Consider the following 17,350-nt stretch of genomic DNA (forward strand, 5'->3'; position numbering starts at 1 on the left):
TACAAAAACTAAACCTATTATCCTACAAGGGTTTCAGCGTCAGGTTTTAGGTTTCCTTACATCTTGCACCAGTTGCAATAATCCATTTTTTGTAGGGTGGGCACTGCCTGGGCTGTTGACTTTGTACGAAATTAGCTAAAAATTATCATGCAATTTTTGTGTTTACCGTAGGGGCATCGGCACTGCCGTGCCCTGGTGAGAACGTTAACTACGACTATTATTTTGTCTGATGCATTTTGGGCTGAAAACCCTCAGAGTCAACACCCTAGGCACTGCCCACCATTGCCTAAAACCCCTATCTTTGTGTCGGTGGGCAATGCCCACCCTAGAGTTATTGAGAATGGTGCAAGATATCAGTTTCGCAAAAATGGATAAAGTCGAGCTTAAGCAATAGATTATTTCAACTTAAATTCATCAAACTTAACAACCTCAGACTCTGGCTTGCGGGTATCAAAACGATAGCTGCTAATTATCCCTGTGCCAGTGTCGAAAATGCTAAAAACTGTAATATCGTTACTGGCAATGTAAGGCAAAGGTTGATTATCTTCACCTAATAAAGGGGCAATTGTTGGTACTACTGGTTCTAACCCATTAGGATCGCCCAGGACAACATAATCTTCTGCATATCCAATTGGCACTTCTCGCTTTTTATCACCCCAAGCAGCACCATAAGAATTACCTACATTAGATGTTTCTAAAAAGTGCATTCCACTAGGACTAACAAAACGATTCCATAAATGAGAATGTCCATAAAAAACGAATTGCACATCAGCCGCCTCTAGTAAAGGCATAACATCACGAATAAGATAATCTGCGTCTTTGGGATACTCATAACGCACGGCTTTAATCTTACCAACATCATCCCGTTCAATTATTTGTATGGGATTTGTATAAGCAGGGACGATATTATCACCAAGGGTATGTGCTGGATGATGGAACATCACTACTTTATATTTTGCTTGTTTAAATTCAGGGCTGTTGAGTTCTTGTTCTAGCCAATTATACTGTTGACTACCTTGAGTAATTGGTTCATAAATATGTTGTCCATAACCCCAATTTTCAGGATTATTTAAATCTTTTTCTGCTTCTCGATATCTACCCTTCATCTGTGCATCTAAGCGGGGATTCCGCCACATATTAGTGGCATAAAGTACCACCAAACGCACATCACCAAAGGTCGTTGCGTAATACTTTTTCCCACCTGCTTTACTTTCGGGTAAGGTGAAAATTTCTTCATAGGTATCGGTATTAAAAGAATTATCTTTTAGAGATTTACCGCTGAATAATTTTTGAGCAACTGCACGAGGAATAGTATCATTAAATTCATCATCTAAACTTTTATTACCACCAAATCGCCCCATCACTTCATGATTACCAATACATGTAAACATTGGTGCATGTTGAATGATTTGACCACCAGTGTAGGGTATCTTTACACTATTTTGATCTATGATATATTTGGCGCGACCTTGCAAAGCCGGAAAAAATGCACCCCCTTGTCTATCATCAAACCATTCCGAGGCGCGGTCTGGAATATTGACCAAATCACCAGCAAACCAAACTGCATCTACTTTGCCAATTGTTTCTACTACCTTTTGCAGATTTGCTGCGACCATTGGTTTGATTTGATGGTCTGAGGTCAGTAAAATTTTTAGTGGTGAACCTGATTTTGGTTTGGGTGCGAGGGTAAAAACGCTGCTGTTGATACTCTCACCATCTTCTCGCACACTCGTAATGCGATATTCCACCCGCACATTGGGAGTCAACCCAGTCACTTCAGCTTCGTGTCGCCAAATATCACGCTGAATGGGTTGTTGATATGATTGCCCATCGAGAGTTTGATTTCCTACACGCGATCGCTGGTCTTCTCTTGTGCGACTGAGTTTTGTAGTGCTTGCCCAGACTACATTAGCAAGACTTTCACCATAATTGACTATGTGTTTAGCACCCTGAAACTCGGTAAACCATACGACTCGTACTGAGGTATCAGTTGGCAGTTGCAAAAATGGGTCGGTCAGCAGCTGAGGTGCTGATGTCATAATTGTTTGCCCTAATGAACGCACGCTTACCAGCGTAAAGCATAGAAATAACAGAAGTATAGGCGTTAGCAGTTTAATTTTTGCCACGATCGCCTTCAGCATTTTACACATCTATTACTTTACAGCGATAAATTTAAGGCAGGATGATGACGAGGTGAGCAACTGATTAAATCAGCGAACAGTTATCAGTTATCAGTTATCAGCCACCACAAGTAATTTTACTTGAGGACACTAGGGATTGTTTCGATGACTCTCGTGGCAATTTGTTCTGGCGTTTCTTCCTCGCTGATAGGGATTCGCAAATCAGCTTGGGAGTAAAGTGGTGTTCGTTGTTCGAGAAGCGATCGCAATCTACCTTTAGGGTCAACATCTTGCAAGAGTGGTCTGGTAGTATCTTCTAGCAGGCGGGTGTAAAGTAATTCTACTGGCGCATCTAGCCACACAATCAAACCGTGGTGCAAATAACCCCAGTTTTCTCTTTGCAAAATGATCCCGCCACCAGTAGCAATTGTCAACTTAGTATAGGCACAGACTTGTGCCAGAACATCGCTTTCCAACTGGCGGAATGCTGCTTCCCCTAATTCTGCAAATATTTGATTGATAGATTTTCCCGCTGCTTGCACAACGATACTATCAGTATCCACAAACCCATAACTTAGTTGCTGGGCAAGTAAACGTCCTATCGTTGTCTTACCAGTGCCCATCATCCCAATTAGGTATAAATTGACTCCTTTTAATAAGCTACTCACTCTACTCTAAATCTCCGTATTGAGACGACTTTCTCTGATATGATTTTTCAGGTGTGCTTCAAAAAGTGTATGGCTCATGAATAAGTGGGCATCTTTCTCTTCATTTAATTTAAAATTTTCTTCAATTAAACGCTCAATGACATACTCCATTAAAACTGGAGTTTGCGAAAATTTGAATGCTTGTCTTTGAATGAGCGATCGCCTTTGCAATAATTCTATAGCTTCTAAGATTAATCTTTGGGACATTCGTGGCGATATCCCTGGTATAATATCCTTCGGCAAATTCCGCACCGAAATAAAATCTTGATTGAGCGCCAGCCAATACATCATGTGTTTTTCTAACTGAGACAAGCGATTAAACTGCTCGTCTAAAACGGCGCGAATGTCCCCAAAAACGACAGTCCCTTGTTTGATAAACTCAGACAGATTGCCACCAAATAATTCTTGAATCGCCGTCGCTACTAATTTCAAAAATAACGGGTTCCCTGCATACCAGTCTAATAACACCCTAAATTCCGCCTCTGATTGGTTAGTCAAGCCTTTAGCATTCAAAATTAAGATGCTATCTGCTTGATTTAAACCAGTCAATTTCAGAGAGCGGACAGGTAGCGTTTCTCCTTCGAGGACAGAAAGTTCTTGAGGTTTTTCTCGACTGGTAAATACTACACAGCTTTGATGTTGCGAGTCTCCCAAACGCCTAATTAGCTCACCATAACCTTCATAACCCTGACGGTAGCGAATTTGAGAAATAAAGTAGGCAGAACCATTTTTTATACCTGGGTTACTGTTTGATATTTCCGGATTTTCTGGTGTCGTATAACCATTGTCTAGAAGCGAGTCAACATCATCTAATACCAGCAGACAACGTGAAGAGCGCAAATAATCAATTAGTTGCGAAATTCGTCCTGTCACCGTTTTGGCAATATTTATATCTAGCGATGGATATAAAATTTGTAGCAATTGATGTAGAAGTACATCTAGAGGAGGGGCAAAACGTAGCGATCGCCAAATCACACATTCAAACTGCTCTTGAACTTCTGCTGACAACTTGACAGAAAAAGCAGTTTTACCAATCCCACTCATGCCCAAAATGCCTATTAACCGACAGCGTTCTTGCACAATCCATTTTTCAACTAGAATCAGTTCTTGCATCCGTCCATAGAACACACTGACATCAATTGCTTCACCCCAATCCCTGATTTTAGCTACTTCATGTTCTGCTAAATCAGTCTCTTCTTCTTTGTTAGTAGTGACAGAACTAATCACTGGTGGTAATTGAAACCAACCCTTTTTATACCCGGCTTTTTCTAACAAATGAGTCACACGACTCCAATTTTTCACCTTAACTGAGTATCCTGCTTGATTACTCAGCATTTCCTCTATATATTTATATAGTCCATTAGACAAGTAAACTCTCACAGTACTGCTACTTGGACTTTGATAAACTATCTTCGCAATCTCTGCCGGACTACAACCACAAAGTAAACCCCTCAGGAATTTCTTTTCTACGGGTGTCAGAGCTTTTCCTTTTGCTGATGCCAAATCTACGTATAACTTTTCTAACTCCCAACTTTTTTTAGCTTCTATAAATTCATCTTCTATTTGATGAGAATCAGCTGATGGCATTAGCGTTTTTGATGTATTTAAAGTAACTAAGGCAATATATTAACGATTCTTCTATGAAATCAGAATAAATTAAAGATGAATTTCTAACGAATTTAATAACTTTCGTTAGGTGACTTGGCAGTTATTACTTAGGTATCGTTATGCTTAACAGGAATTTAATAAAATTTCTTTGAAACTTTAAGTGAACAAATCCTGTCAACAAAGATCAAGACAAATATCGCTAGTGAGGGATTTTTAGTTTTACATAATACTGTGTTTTTAGGACTACTCAACAATGATTCTAGGATTTAGTAATTGCCAGCACTAGACCCTAAATTTAGTAGAGAAAGGTGTAAATAGTGACTCATTTTCTCATCATTGTACAAAAAAGTTTTACCAACTTTACGGTTTAGCCACAAAAACAACTGTAGATATCAGATGAATTAGTCCAGATCAATCAATAGGGTATGAATGAGGTGTCCACTATGGCTCGAATTCGTGACGTTGTGCAAAAAGCTTTAGCCACCGGCTACTTGACTGTCGAAGCAGAAAACCAATTACGACATCTGCTGACTACTCGCTATGACTTGGAAGATTTGAATGCTTTTATGACCTTACAGGAAGCTGCGATGAACGGTAAGGTGAAGCAGGAGTCGCGCGAGCAGTGTAGCGTCAAGTAGGTGAGACTCACCGACGAGAGCGTTTATCCTCATCTTCAGAATCTTCCTCGTCGTTAAAAAATCCCCAATCATCATCTTCATCAGCTTGATTATTAGTCGGTGGTTGGTAAGGAGGGATAATTACTCGGTAATCAGCATCATAAATTGATTCAGTTTTGCCGACAGCAGTATTTTTGGGTTCACGGTAGTTGTAGGAGTAAACTGAACCAGACCCAGAAGAGCTTTTAGGTTCTTGTTGACGTTCGTAAGTTTGAGAATCGGGAAACTCTTGTGCTGATTGTTTAGGGGTTGATGTTTCTTGTGGCTTTGGCTCAAAGTCCCAATCATCATTGCTGCTATCTGTATTCCAGTCATCGAATGCCTCACTGGAACTGTACTCTTTTTTACTAGCTGGTGGTGGACTAGGAGCAGCAGGTGTAGGTTCTTCTCTACGAGTTGTGTTAGTACGCGGTGGAGTCGCTGTTGATTTGAAGCGGTTTTGGCGTTGTGTCCCCACAAAATAATTTGATAATTTAAACAAAGTAGTGATGAAGACAGATGTAAAAGCACCAGCAGCGGTGCTAAATAACATCCATATAGCCAGTGGTAAAGGTTGAGTCTGTATACCCAGAAAATTTAGTGATAGAAGGGGGGACCAATTTTGAGCTAATAAGAGTGTTAGTCCTCCCAATACTGCTACCAAAAGAATTAAGCGAATTACAGCCATATTTTGTCAGTTGTCAGTTATCAGTTATCAGTTATCAGTTATCAATGGTCAGTTTGATGACTGCTCACTAACCACTGACAACTAACACTATGAGCCATCTCTATCATTACCTTTTTCGCACAAGTCTACCTTGAGAGGGCTTTAACGACGACCTTGCCATCGCTGAATGGGAATGCAGTCAATATCCAGTTGATCTAAAACACGGGCTACAACAAAATCTACTAAATCCTCGATGGTTTGGGGGTGGTGATACCAACCAGGAATGGCGGGGACAACTCTCACGCCAGCTTCTGCCAAAGCAGTTAGGTTACGCAGGTGAATCAGACTAAAAGGAGTTTCACGGGGGACAATTACCAGCTTTCGACCTTCTTTGAGTTGGACATCCGCAGCCCTTTCTAGTAGGTCAGAACTCCAGCCTACTGATAATTTGGCGACAGTACTCATACTGCATGGCATGACAATCATCCCCAAGGTGCGAAAGGAGCCGCTAGCAATATTGGCTCCCACATCACTCCAAGGATGACAACGGAGTTTACCTGAAAGTGCAACTCCGGCTTGCTCTCGCCAGAATTGCTCTTGTTGTAGGGGTTCTGGTGGCATCCGGACGTTCTGCTCTGCTTGCCAAACCATGTAGGTTGATTTGGAGGCAACTAGTTCAATCTCATAGTCTGCGGCTAAGAGAAATTTGAGTGCGCGCACAGCGTAAATTAGACCAGATGCACCTGATATACCTAAAATAAGGGGTTTTGTATTATTTGACACTTTTATATCATGGAATTTACTCGTCCTCGTCATAAGGATCTAGGTCGCCAGGATCAATCCCGTTTGCTAAGTAGATGCCTGATAAATCGTCGTGAGAGTTGTTGGCGTCTAAGTTTTTAGGGATGCCGTCACTACCAACAGTCACCAAATCGATTTGCTGGCGGTAGTAATCGACACTTTTAACTTGGACGGCGACGCGATCGCCTAATCGATAAGAAGCGCGATTTTTCCGGCCAAACAGTGCTTGTTGTCTGGCGCGATATTCATACCAATCATCTTTGAGAGAACTGACATGTACCAACCCTTCTACCCGTAAAGGTATACCCGGATTACCACTGATTTCAAACTCGGCGGCTGGTACTTCAATTTCGACAAAGAAACCGTAAGATTGCACACCAGTAATCACGCCTTGAAACACTTGACCGATACGCTGTTTCATTAGTTGGGCTTTTTGCAGTCCAGCTAAATCGGCTTCTGCTTCTTGGACTTCTTTTTCCCGATCATTAATCTGGATAATTACCCGTGTCAAATCGCTTTGCAGTTCCTGCTGCAATTCTGGGGCGAGGACATTCCAGTTAATTTCATCATGGCAAGAAGAATGACGCAAGTTAACACGTTCTCGGACTCTAGTGTTGCGGCGATCGCGTCCTTGTTCAATCAGGGCATAGTACACTCTTTGCAAGAGCAAATCTGGATACCGCCGCAAAGGAGAACAGAAGTGGATATATTGCGGTAGTGACAATCCAAAGTGAGAGCCTTTGGTGGTGCTGTATACAGATGGCTTGAGGGTATCTTGCAACAAGTAGGTGAGGACTTGCTCGGATGGAGATTCGCCGAAAGCCCTGGTCAAGTGTTGATAATCTAGGGGTTGGATATCTACATCAGCGTCGAGTGCCAGTTCCACACCCAAATTGATCGCCAATTTCAGCATTTCTTGGACATCTTCAGCATCGGGTGTGCCTTGGACTCGCCAAATAGCCGGGACTCCCAACGCGCTGAAGTGGCTAGCTATTAGTTGATTGACTAATAGCACAAACTCTGTCAGCAGAGAACGTACAGGCACATCATTCACCACCACAGCCCCCAAAATCCCCTCATCATAGTAAGGGTTTTGGCTAGGTGGCAGATTTAGCTGCAAGCTACCACGACCCAAACGCACCTGTTTCACTATTTTGCGTAATTTTTCCAGGTCTTGCAATATCTGAATTACCTGGTCGGATTCATTTGTCGATTGACCTGTGAGAATGGCTTGGGCTTGTTGTTTATTGAGGGCGGTATCTACGTTGATGACGCTGGGTTGTACTTCCCATTCCTCCACTTCTCCTGATTGGGGATCAAAGGTAATCAAGAACGAGAGGGTTAAGCGATCGCTTCCCACTGCTAAAGAACAGCGATCGGCTACAGTGTCTGGCAACATCGGTAGCACTAACTCTCCCAGATAAACCGACTTACCTCTTTTGAAAGCTTCCCGGTCTAAGGCTTCATCAGGTTGAATATAGTGAGAAACATCGGTAATGTGAAATCCTAAACGCCAATATCCGGCGGCGGTTTTTTCCAAGCTAAAGGCATTTTCCACCAACTTGGAGTTACCGTTTACACCTTCAATGGTGAGGGTAAACACATTACGCAAATCCAATTTACTCTTAAGGTCTGCTTTTAAAAGCCTTTTGGGCAACTTGGCGGCCGCTTCTAGCACTGAATCCGGGAAATTACGTGATAAATCATGTTTACATGTTACCAAATCTATATCAGCAGCAGCTTCTGCATCACTGCCGAGGATTTGTACCACACGACCCACTGGGGGATATTGTGCTAGGGGGTAACGGAGAACTTCTACATGGGCTAAGTGATCGATCGCTTCATCCAATTTCAAGGTGTTGGCTTGCAGTTTGAGTTCAAACAGCAATCGATCATCTAAAGGCACTGCCCGAAAGCCTGCCTCTACTTGTTTAATTCGGGCCAATAAGGTGTGATTGGAGCGTTCCAGAATTAGCTTGACTTCGCCTTCAGGAGAGCGACGACGGCTACCTTCTTTGAGGACTCTTACCAAAACGCGATCGCCATTCCAAGCATTACTCAAATGGCTCTCACGGATGTAAATATCCTCGGCTCCTTCTACATCTTGAATAGCAAAGCAAAAGCCTTTACTGGAACAGCGCAGTTTTGCTTCGATCAGTCCTTCTTCCGAAACGCGGCGATACTTACCACGTTCTTTCACCAAAATCCCGATCGTCTCCAGCACATCCAACGCAATGTGAAGCTTTTGTAAACTAATTTCATCCTCGCAACCAAGTTTCTTTTCCAAAACTTTACGAGCTACCAATTTATCATCGGTGAAATTGGCAAGGAGTGTAGCGATTGAAAATTCCATGCAGTGAACCGACCTTTGGTCAAAACATCATTTTTTGAAGACACTTGTGTGCCGGGGTTTCCCCCATTGAAAAAATTGTGCGTTGCTTAATCTGGTTCTTTGGTATACACCCTCACGGACTACAGACACTAGCTAGAAACTAAATGCCATGAAGCAGAGCCTCCGAAAGTCCCAGGGTAAAAAGCTGACTCACCCTACGGGTTCGCCTTGAGGCGTTCTCGTACTGCAAAGCAGAACTCTTACCCTACGCTTAAGCAAGCTACACAGTAGCGTTGTCAAGCCAAGAGTAGCCACAGACGCGTCTACAAACTTCTCACTGCACGACAATCTCAGAGTTAGCCTGCGTTAAAGTTCTTGAATCTAGTCAAACTTCAAAAGTACGCCTGAGTTAGGTTTTTCCCCAACAGATTAATTACGCGAAGGGTTTTTGAGAGGCTTGTTTAGTAGAACTCTCTACGCTGCCCAAAAACGCTATGTAGGGGAAACAGGTGTTTGATTGTCTAGACTGAAGGTACTTTTACGCTATTAGCCTCTGATATTTAACTAGGAGAAACTGCCGATAAACCCAATTTTCCCACATGTAGAATCGGTAACAATTAGGTAGCAGCAGAGCAAGCAGTGAGGGCGAACCTTATCCTTATTATTGTAGATTTAGCGCACACTCCCAGAAAATAGTTCTGGATATCGATTTGGGTAATCAGTATAGCATTGAAGGCGAGACTACTCAGAGTTAATCAGCAGTAGCCAAAATTCCCTCCCAAAAGAGCTACTGCTACAATCAAAACACAGGAGCAGGGAGTGGATCAGCTGTCACACATATAAGAATGCATATTGAGATAGCAGGGGAGCAGGAAGCAAGAGAGAATAAATTTAACCATTTCCTATGACGCCACTTGCTATATGCCGGGAAACCCGTCCACCGCAGTGGCTCCCCCATGCCCCATACCCCATAACCCTGATTCAACAGATTTAAGTAGGTGGCAGTAATATGTTGGCTCAATTCCAGAGCTTGTATCCCAACGGCAGTATTATTTCTGAATTAGTACAAATTTTTCAAGGTAAATATATTGTCCGTGTCAGTGTACAAATCGAAAATGTAACCCGTGCTACTGGTATGGCAGCAGCAGAAACAGTGGAAGTAGCAGAAGACCTAGCTAGAAGTAGAGCTTTGATGATTTTGGGTATAGGAAATGCCCCAGGAGAGACTGTAACATTTTCTCCCAAACCAATATCCCAGGTGCAGATCAACCCTGCTTTAAATACAGGAAGTGGATTAAATGAGTCTGCCTATTCTTCAGCCAAAAATGGTGATTTTGTCAGTGATAATTGGCCAGCGGCCAGTAGTCAAGAAGCATCTGTACCACCCTTCAGTGGAAAAAACATTAAACCTGAACCAGTAATAGTTGAGCCAGAAAAAAAGGTTATTGAAACACACAGCACCAGTCAAAACGATAACTACAGCCAGGATTTTAGTCAGCCGCTTTCTTTGTATCCCGACCGAAAACCCCAATTTGATAACCCAGTTGAAACTATAGGCATTAATTCTGGTAACGAGCCGGAAACTCAATTGTCACTAGGAATGACTGCTAGTAATGTCACACCGTTTACGCCCCGCAATTATAGTTCCTCCGAGGATGTAGATACGCCTACAGGAACCAGTAAGAAAAAGAAGAAGAGTACACCCGTGGATTTGTCTGATGTCATTGCTAAAACCGATGTTGAACTTCAGCGTTTAGGGTGGACACCAGAACAGGGACGGGAACACCTAATTAAAACCTACGGTAAGCGAGGACGTACCTTACTTACCGAAGATGAACTGTACGGTTTCCTCAAATACCTGGAATCTCAGCCTACGCCCATAGATCCGTTAACGGGTTTTTGATTGGTCAGGAGTCAAGAGTCAAGAGTCAGGAGTCAAGAGTCAGGAGTCAAAATTATATTAAGTCCTGACCTTTGACCCTGGACTTTTGACCCTGGACTCTTAACCTTTGACCCTTGACCCTTGACCCTGGACTCTTAACTAAACAACAGCAACCGGACGACTACCAGCTGCGTGACGGTCAATCACTTGGTCAATTAAGCCATATTCTCTAGCTTCCTCTGGCGACATGAAGAAGTCGCGTTCGGTATCTTCAGCAATCCGCTCAATTGGCTGACCGGTGTGTTCAGCTAAATAGTCATTGAGCCGCTTTTTGTGGTAGAGAATTTCCCGCGCCTGAATTTCAATATCAGTTGCTTGTCCTTGAGCGCCACCTAAAGGTTGATGAATCATAATTCGAGAGTGGGGTAGACTCATCCGCTTACCTTTAGCGCCAGCGCTGAGGAGGAAAGCGCCCATACTAGCTGCTAATCCGGTACAAATAGTACAGACATCAGGGCGAATGTGCTTCATAGTGTCAAATATGCCCATGCCGGCTGTGACTGAACCACCGGGAGAATTGATATACAGATAAATGTCTTTCTCCGAGTCGTCAGCATCCAAAAACAGCAGTTGGGCAACAATCAAGTTCGCTATGGAGTTATCAACCTGTTGTCCTAAAAAGATAATGCGCTCACGTAACAGCCGTGAGTAGATGTCGAAGGCGCGTTCGCCGCGACCTGATTGTTCAATGACTATAGGAATCATGTAGCCTGCTTGTAGCTATTTAACATCTATTTTATCGATCGCAGCAGATAATTGGGGAATAGGGATTGGGGATTGGGGATTGGGGATTGGGGATTGGGGATTGGGGATTGGGGATTGGGGACTAGGGATTATTTTAATGGTCAGACCCTAATTCAGACGGCACATATTGTTACGGGCACTTTTTGAGAGTGCTAGGTGTCTAGAGAACCATATTCACAAACCGCTAGCACGCATCAACCCTTCAGTTTAATCATCTATGGCGTTAATGTCGAGGGGTTATCGTCAGCACTAAGGTGTTGAAAATATTTGCGGAATTAAGAAATTTCGTTCCCTGTTCCCTTTGCTCGTGGTTTGTTTTCGCTGTTGGTAACTTTTTCCACATTTTTTTATGATTGCTTTGGGCAATTTACCGGTTATTTTCCCCAAAACCGGGAAATTAATAGATAAGAGGTGTAGTTAGAGTAACCAATTCTACTGGAAATGCTTTTGTCGGATAGGGAGACCTGCCATGCTAGAAAAACTTGTGCAAGCCGCCATTATTACCTTCTTGCTCCAACTCATCGCAGGACTTAGCCCTAATGCTAATGTTAGAGTTGAGACTAAGTCCGCAACACCTGCGTCGGAAATGCCAGCACCAGTAGTCAGTTCGCTGTTTTCTTATTTGCGGTAACGTTAAATCAGTGAACAGTAAACAGTGAACAGTGAACAGTTATTTTGATAACTGATACTTCGACTACGCTCAGTACAAGTAACTGATAACTGACAACTGAACAAAGAAGGCAACTACCTGTATTTGAATCATGACTAATCGCCTTGCTAAAGCTCAGAGTCTCTATCTCCGCAAACACGCTGAAAACCCGATTGATTGGTGGTCTTGGTGTGATGAAGCACTCGCAACTGCAAAGGCCGATAATAAGCCGATTTTTCTGTCTATTGGTTATTCTAGTTGCCATTGGTGTACTGTCATGGAGGGCGAGGCTTTTTCTGATTTAGCGATCGCTCAGTACATGAATACTAATTTCTTGCCCATCAAGGTAGACCGGGAAGAAAGGCCAGACCTCGATAGCATTTACATGCAGGCTTTGCAGATGATGAATGGTCAAGGGGGTTGGCCTTTAAATGTCTTTCTTTCACCAGAAGATTTAGTGCCATTTTACGCGGGGACTTATTTCCCTTTGGAGCCGCGCTACGGTCGTCCTGGATTTTTGCAAGTGCTGCAAGCGATTCGCCGCTATTACGATACAGAAACGGAGGACTTGCGTCAACGCAAAGCAGTGATTGTGGAATCGCTCCTCACCTCTGCGGTATTGCAAGATGGCAGCACACAAGATATACAGGAAAATGAATTACTCCGCCAAGGTTGGGAAACTTGCACGGGTGTTATTACTCCTCATCAACAGGGTAATAGTTTTCCGATGATTCCCTATGCAGAATTAGCACTCCGGGGAACCCGGTTCAATTTTGCATCCCACTATGATGGCAAACAAATTTGTCAGCAACGGGGACTAGATTTAGCCTTGGGTGGAATTTATGATCATGTGGGGGGAGGCTTTCATCGCTACACTGTTGATCCCACGTGGACAGTTCCCCACTTTGAAAAGATGCTCTACGACAATGGGCAAATTGTCGAGTATCTGGCGAATTTATGGAGTGCAGGAGTTCAAGAGCCGGCGTTTGCAAGGGCGATCGCTAAAACTGTAGAATGGCTGCAGCGGGAAATGACTGCACCAGCAGGTTATTTCTATGCGGCTCAAGATGCCGATAGTTTTATTAACCCCACTGCAGTAGAACCAGAGGAAGGCGCTTTTTACGTCTGGACTTACAGCGAACTCGCAAAATTGCTCACTCCCGAAGAACTAACAGAATTACAGCAGCAGTTTACAGTTACGCCTCATGGTAACTTTGAAAGTAAGAATGTGCTACAAAGGCTACACTCAGGAGAGTTGAGCAAAACCCTAGAAAAAGCTTTGGGTAAGTTATTTAAGGCTCGTTACGGTATAACGCCTGAATCACTTGATACTTTTCCTCCAGCCAGCAACAATCAGGAAGCCAAAACCAACAATTGGCCGGGACGCATTCCCTCGGTGACGGACACAAAGATGATTGTCGCCTGGAATAGCTTGATGATTTCTGGGTTAGCCAGGGCATCTGGGGTATTTCAACAGCCGTTATACTTGCAAATAGCTGCAAGGGCAGCAAATTTCATCTGGGATAATCAGTTTGTAGATGGGCGCTTTCACAGACTGAATTATGTAGGTCAACCAAATGTTCTAGCTCAATCTGAAGATTACGCTTTGTTTATTAAAGCGCTGCTAGATTTACACCAAGCTACGCTCTTAATCGGCAATGAGTCTGCCTCATTTTGGTTAGAAAAAGCGATCGCTCTCCAAGATGAATTTGACGCATATCTTTGGAGTGTAGAATTAGGTGGCTACTACAACGCCTCAATTGATGCTAGTCAAGATTTAATCGTGCGGGAACGCAGTTATGCAGATAATGCTACACCATCAGCTAACGGAGTAGCGATCGCTAATCTTGTCCGTCTCACCTTACTCACTGACAATTTACATTATTTAGATTTAGCTGAACAAGGGTTAAAAGCTTTTAAAACTGTCATGAGTCGCTCCCCTCAAGCTTGTCCCAGTTTATTTACAGCTTTGGATTGGTATCGTAACTGCACCTTAATTTGCAGCACCACTGAGCAAATTAACCCTCTCATCCCCCAATATCTACCATCTGCCATGTTTACCATTGTGGCTAATTTACCAGAAGGCAGTATCGGCTTAGTATGCCAAGGTTTAAAATGTCTAGCACCTGCAGAAAGTGTAGAGCATTTATTACAGCAAGTGCAGCAAAGTCAAACTAGAGCGTGAGTAAGGGATTGGGGACTGGGTATTGGCGACTGGGGATTGGGTATGAGGGAGTAATAACTAAATGACTCTTGACAAATAACCAATGACCAATGACAAATTAACAACCATTATCTTAGCTGGTGGTAAAAGTTCTCGCATGGGAAGGGATAAAGCGCTGATTCCCATTCAAGGAGTGCCATTATTACAGCGGGTTTGTAGCATTGCTGAAGCTGTCACCGATAAAGTTTATGTAGTCACTCCCTGGCCAGAACGCTATCAACACCTAATTTTACCTCGTTGCCAATTTATCCAAGAAATACCTTTTTCTCCCTCATCTCCCCCTTCTCAAGGGCCACTGGTAGGGTTTGCTCAAGGACTAGCGAAAGTACAAACAGAATGGGTGCTGCTGCTAGCTTGTGATTTACCAAAGTTGCGGGTGGAAGTTCTGCGAGAATGGATAGCTGGACTAGATAGCGTGGAAGAAGAAGCGATACCTTCTCTTCTCCTGTCGGAGACGCTACGCGTAGCTTGCTTCCCCGTAGGGGTACGAGAGGCTCCGCCAACGGCACGCAAGGACGCGATCGCTGCTTTGGCTCATAATACTAAAGGATGGGAACCCCTGTGTGGTTTCTATCGCCAGCGCTGCTTACCCCAACTTTTAGAGTTTATCAATCAAGGGGGGCGATCGTTTCAGCAGTGGTTAAAGCAACATCCTGTACAAGTTTTGCCGTTGCTAGAACCAGAAATGCTGTTTAACTGCAACACACCAGAAGATTTAGCAATGAACTAACTTTAGCTAACCTCAATATCAGAAATATTTTTCATGCCTATTGTCAAAAAGCACATAATATGTGTGAAAAATATTATTTTAACTAGCAATACACTAAAACAACGTATCTTCGTTTGTCACCTTGAAAGGGCTAGTCCTAATACTTTATCCATTCTGATTTCAGTCATGGAATATTAACAATAGAAATCGGGAATATCTGAATATTTGTTATGCAGTAAACAATACTTTATGAGTAAATTAACCTATATTAAATAAATAATTCTCAATAAACCTTGTATAGTTCTAGGCGAGAAGCACAGTTAGATATTCCCTGAAGGATTTTGATTTGTGTTTTTACTCGCCTTTTTTATATCTTCCCTGAAAAACAATTACTCTATATATAATTACGCCCTCATACCACAATATCGGTCATTTCATCTCAAAATCTTTTGCAGAGGCGCAAATTTTTGCCTCTACTCTCCTAACATCCCCAACCATGAAGGAATTTTAGTATGTATCGTCGTTGGATATTATCTGCTTTCACACTTTTATTGAGTATTTTTTTAGTTGCTTGTACTACTGCAACTACTCAACAGCCACAGTCAAAAATAGCAAATAGTAATGAGTCGTCTAAGATAAACTCTCAGCAGACACCAAAAGAATCGGCTAAAAGAGTTGTCGCGCTTTCTTCACTTTCTGCTGATATTATCTCTCAACTTGATCAAACTAAACTCGTGGGTATTAGTGGTAGTCGATTATTTAAGGATGATCCAAAATTTAAAGATATTCCTCGTGTTAGTGAAGGTCAAAGTCCACCTAACTTAGAAAAAATTGTCGCGCTAAAACCAGATTTAGTCATCGGTGCAGAAGGTTTTTCTAACCAACCAATTCAAAAACTCCAGCAGCTAGGAATCTCTACTTTTCTTACCCAAGTGAAAAAATGGGAATCGCTAGAAGAACTAACCAAAAAACTCGCAAAGTTAATTGATGCTGATCCTCAAGCTTTATTAAATCGCTATCAAACTTTCTTACCAGATAAGCCAACTCAAAGTCCTTCGACTCTGGTATTGGTCAGTCGTCAACCAATTTTAGCACCTAATAAAAACAGTTGGGCTGGGGATTTACTGACAAAATTTCAGGCAAAAAATCTAGTTGCAGAATTACAAGGGAATAACCCCATCGGTGGGTACGTGACGCTTTCAGCCGAGAAAGTTTTAGAAGCCAATCCAGAGGTGATAATTGTAGTTCAGCCTCCACAAGGTGGTTCAGAAACAGAGCTTTTAGAGTCTTTTAAAAAAGAAGCTTTTTGGCAGCAACTACAAGCGACTAAAAATAATCGCGTTTATGCTTTTGACTATTATGGTCTTGTGAATGCAGGCAGTATAGATGCTATTGAAAAAGCTTGCCAAAATTTAAAGCAGGCTTTGTCTAAATGATATAGCGGTTTTCAGATCAGTGAGGTACAGGTTTAAATTGCAAAGCCTGTGGGGGTGGGGTTTCCCCTATACGTGTCAACTTAAGCTACAGATGGCTTATTTTTTCGCTTCTACACTCGCCCAGAAATTAATTTCCGGGCTGATAGGCAAAGTTTACTCAAGTAAACTGGGGATAAGTGAGAATTTTTAGTAATCTTGAGATTACTTTTGTTATTAGACTCAGAATTCATTCTGAGGCGGGACAAGGGTTTCGCGTTAAGTTGACACTAATGGGTTTCCCCGCCCTCTACTGTATTGCATCCGACCAAAAACTGCTATAATTCAGTGCTGTTTAGTTAAGCGCGAAATCCTTGGCTTTATCAAAGGAGGCGATCGCTTTTAATTTGAGTTTGTGTTTTCAGGATCATAATCAACACAAAGAAATAAAGCAGTTAGAGTACTCCAAGTAAAAAAATGCCCAGTTGTCATTGCGAGCGTTAGCGTCTCGCAGAGAAGCGAAGCAATCGCAGGGGTTGGGATTACTTCGCTTTTTCAGGATTCAAGTTAATTGCAATTTGCAGATTTTCAATTGCTTGTTCAATATTACCTTGAAGGGAGTAACAACAAGCTTTGTTATGGATAGCACTGTCATCATCAGGTTGAAATTCCAAAGCTTTGTCATAGGCGGCGCTCGCTTCTTCATTGCGTCCTAAATTCCATAGTGCAATCCCCCAAAAGAACCAAACTTCGTCTTTATCAGGTTTAAATTCCAAATC

The 17,350-nt window shown here is 42.6% G+C and carries 14 protein-coding genes; 6 read left to right on the top strand and 8 right to left on the bottom strand.

Annotated elements, in window-relative coordinates:
• Nucleotides 1-395: 395 nt before the first annotated feature.
• The 3 genes from CAL7507_RS14615 to CAL7507_RS14625 form a co-directional block, all read right to left on the bottom strand.
• The gene (locus CAL7507_RS14615; RefSeq protein WP_042341344.1) at nucleotides 396-2,039 is read right to left on the bottom strand and encodes a fibronectin type III domain-containing protein; all 1,644 of its coding nucleotides are present in this window, start codon (nucleotides 2,037-2,039) and stop codon (nucleotides 396-398) included.
• Nucleotides 2,040-2,257: 218 nt separating this feature from the next.
• The gene (locus tag CAL7507_RS14620) at nucleotides 2,258-2,788 is read right to left on the bottom strand and encodes a shikimate kinase (protein ID WP_015129246.1); all 531 of its coding nucleotides are present in this window, start codon (nucleotides 2,786-2,788) and stop codon (nucleotides 2,258-2,260) included.
• Between the two features lie 6 nt (nucleotides 2,789-2,794).
• Nucleotides 2,795-4,414 (bottom strand): NB-ARC domain-containing protein, encoded by a 1,620-nt coding sequence (locus tag CAL7507_RS14625; RefSeq protein ID WP_015129247.1) that lies wholly within the window; start codon nucleotides 4,412-4,414, stop codon nucleotides 2,795-2,797.
• Nucleotides 4,415-4,878: 464 nt separating this feature from the next.
• Between CAL7507_RS14625 and CAL7507_RS14630 the strand changes: the two genes are divergently transcribed.
• A complete protein-coding gene (locus tag CAL7507_RS14630; RefSeq protein WP_015129248.1) occupies nucleotides 4,879-5,073 on the top strand; it encodes a hypothetical protein in 195 nt (64 codons plus the stop codon).
• Between the two features lie 7 nt (nucleotides 5,074-5,080).
• Here CAL7507_RS14630 and CAL7507_RS14635 read toward each other — a convergent pair whose 3' ends face one another.
• From CAL7507_RS14635 to CAL7507_RS14645, 3 genes are all read right to left on the bottom strand, one after another.
• Nucleotides 5,081-5,779 (bottom strand): LapA family protein, encoded by a 699-nt coding sequence (locus tag CAL7507_RS14635; protein WP_015129249.1) that lies wholly within the window; start codon nucleotides 5,777-5,779, stop codon nucleotides 5,081-5,083.
• Between the two features lie 141 nt (nucleotides 5,780-5,920).
• Nucleotides 5,921-6,541, bottom strand: a complete 621-nt coding sequence (locus CAL7507_RS14640; RefSeq protein WP_042341345.1) for a flavin prenyltransferase UbiX — start codon at nucleotides 6,539-6,541, stop codon at nucleotides 5,921-5,923.
• 16 nt (nucleotides 6,542-6,557) lie between these two features.
• A complete protein-coding gene (locus CAL7507_RS14645) occupies nucleotides 6,558-8,912 on the bottom strand; it encodes a ribonuclease R family protein (protein ID WP_015129251.1) in 2,355 nt (784 codons plus the stop codon).
• Between the two features lie 988 nt (nucleotides 8,913-9,900).
• Here CAL7507_RS14645 and CAL7507_RS14650 point away from each other — a divergent pair.
• Nucleotides 9,901-10,794 carry a hypothetical protein gene (locus tag CAL7507_RS14650; RefSeq protein WP_015129252.1) on the top strand — a complete coding sequence of 298 codons (894 nt, stop codon included), beginning with the start codon at nucleotides 9,901-9,903 and terminating at the stop codon, nucleotides 10,792-10,794.
• Between the two features lie 138 nt (nucleotides 10,795-10,932).
• On the opposite strand, the gene clpP is transcribed toward CAL7507_RS14650, so the two are convergent.
• On the bottom strand, nucleotides 10,933-11,538 hold the full coding sequence (gene clpP, locus CAL7507_RS14655) for an ATP-dependent Clp endopeptidase proteolytic subunit ClpP (protein ID WP_015129253.1): 606 nt from the start codon (nucleotides 11,536-11,538) through the stop codon (nucleotides 10,933-10,935).
• A gap of 508 nt (nucleotides 11,539-12,046) precedes the next feature.
• Between clpP and CAL7507_RS32735 the strand changes: the two genes are divergently transcribed.
• The 4 genes from CAL7507_RS32735 (at nucleotide 12,047) to CAL7507_RS14670 (ending at nucleotide 16,595) form a co-directional block, all read left to right on the top strand.
• Nucleotides 12,047-12,208 carry a hypothetical protein gene (locus CAL7507_RS32735; RefSeq protein WP_015129254.1) on the top strand — a complete coding sequence of 54 codons (162 nt, stop codon included), beginning with the start codon at nucleotides 12,047-12,049 and terminating at the stop codon, nucleotides 12,206-12,208.
• Nucleotides 12,209-12,338: 130 nt separating this feature from the next.
• Entirely contained in the window at nucleotides 12,339-14,411 is a 2,073-nt protein-coding gene (locus CAL7507_RS14660) for a thioredoxin domain-containing protein (RefSeq protein WP_015129255.1), read from the top strand.
• An 82-nt stretch (nucleotides 14,412-14,493) separates the two neighbouring features.
• The gene (locus CAL7507_RS14665; protein WP_015129256.1) at nucleotides 14,494-15,180 is read left to right on the top strand and encodes a molybdenum cofactor guanylyltransferase; all 687 of its coding nucleotides are present in this window, start codon (nucleotides 14,494-14,496) and stop codon (nucleotides 15,178-15,180) included.
• A gap of 491 nt (nucleotides 15,181-15,671) precedes the next feature.
• The gene (locus tag CAL7507_RS14670) at nucleotides 15,672-16,595 is read left to right on the top strand and encodes an ABC transporter substrate-binding protein (protein WP_015129257.1); all 924 of its coding nucleotides are present in this window, start codon (nucleotides 15,672-15,674) and stop codon (nucleotides 16,593-16,595) included.
• A 518-nt stretch (nucleotides 16,596-17,113) separates the two neighbouring features.
• Here the strand turns inward: CAL7507_RS14670 and CAL7507_RS14675 are convergent.
• Complete coding sequence (locus tag CAL7507_RS14675; RefSeq protein WP_015129258.1) at nucleotides 17,114-17,347, bottom strand: tetratricopeptide repeat protein; 234 nt, start codon at nucleotides 17,345-17,347, stop codon at nucleotides 17,114-17,116.
• Nucleotides 17,348-17,350: the final 3 nt, after the last annotated feature.

Source organism: Calothrix sp. PCC 7507 (assembly GCF_000316575.1).
Lineage (GTDB): Bacteria > Cyanobacteriota > Cyanobacteriia > Cyanobacteriales > Nostocaceae > Fortiea.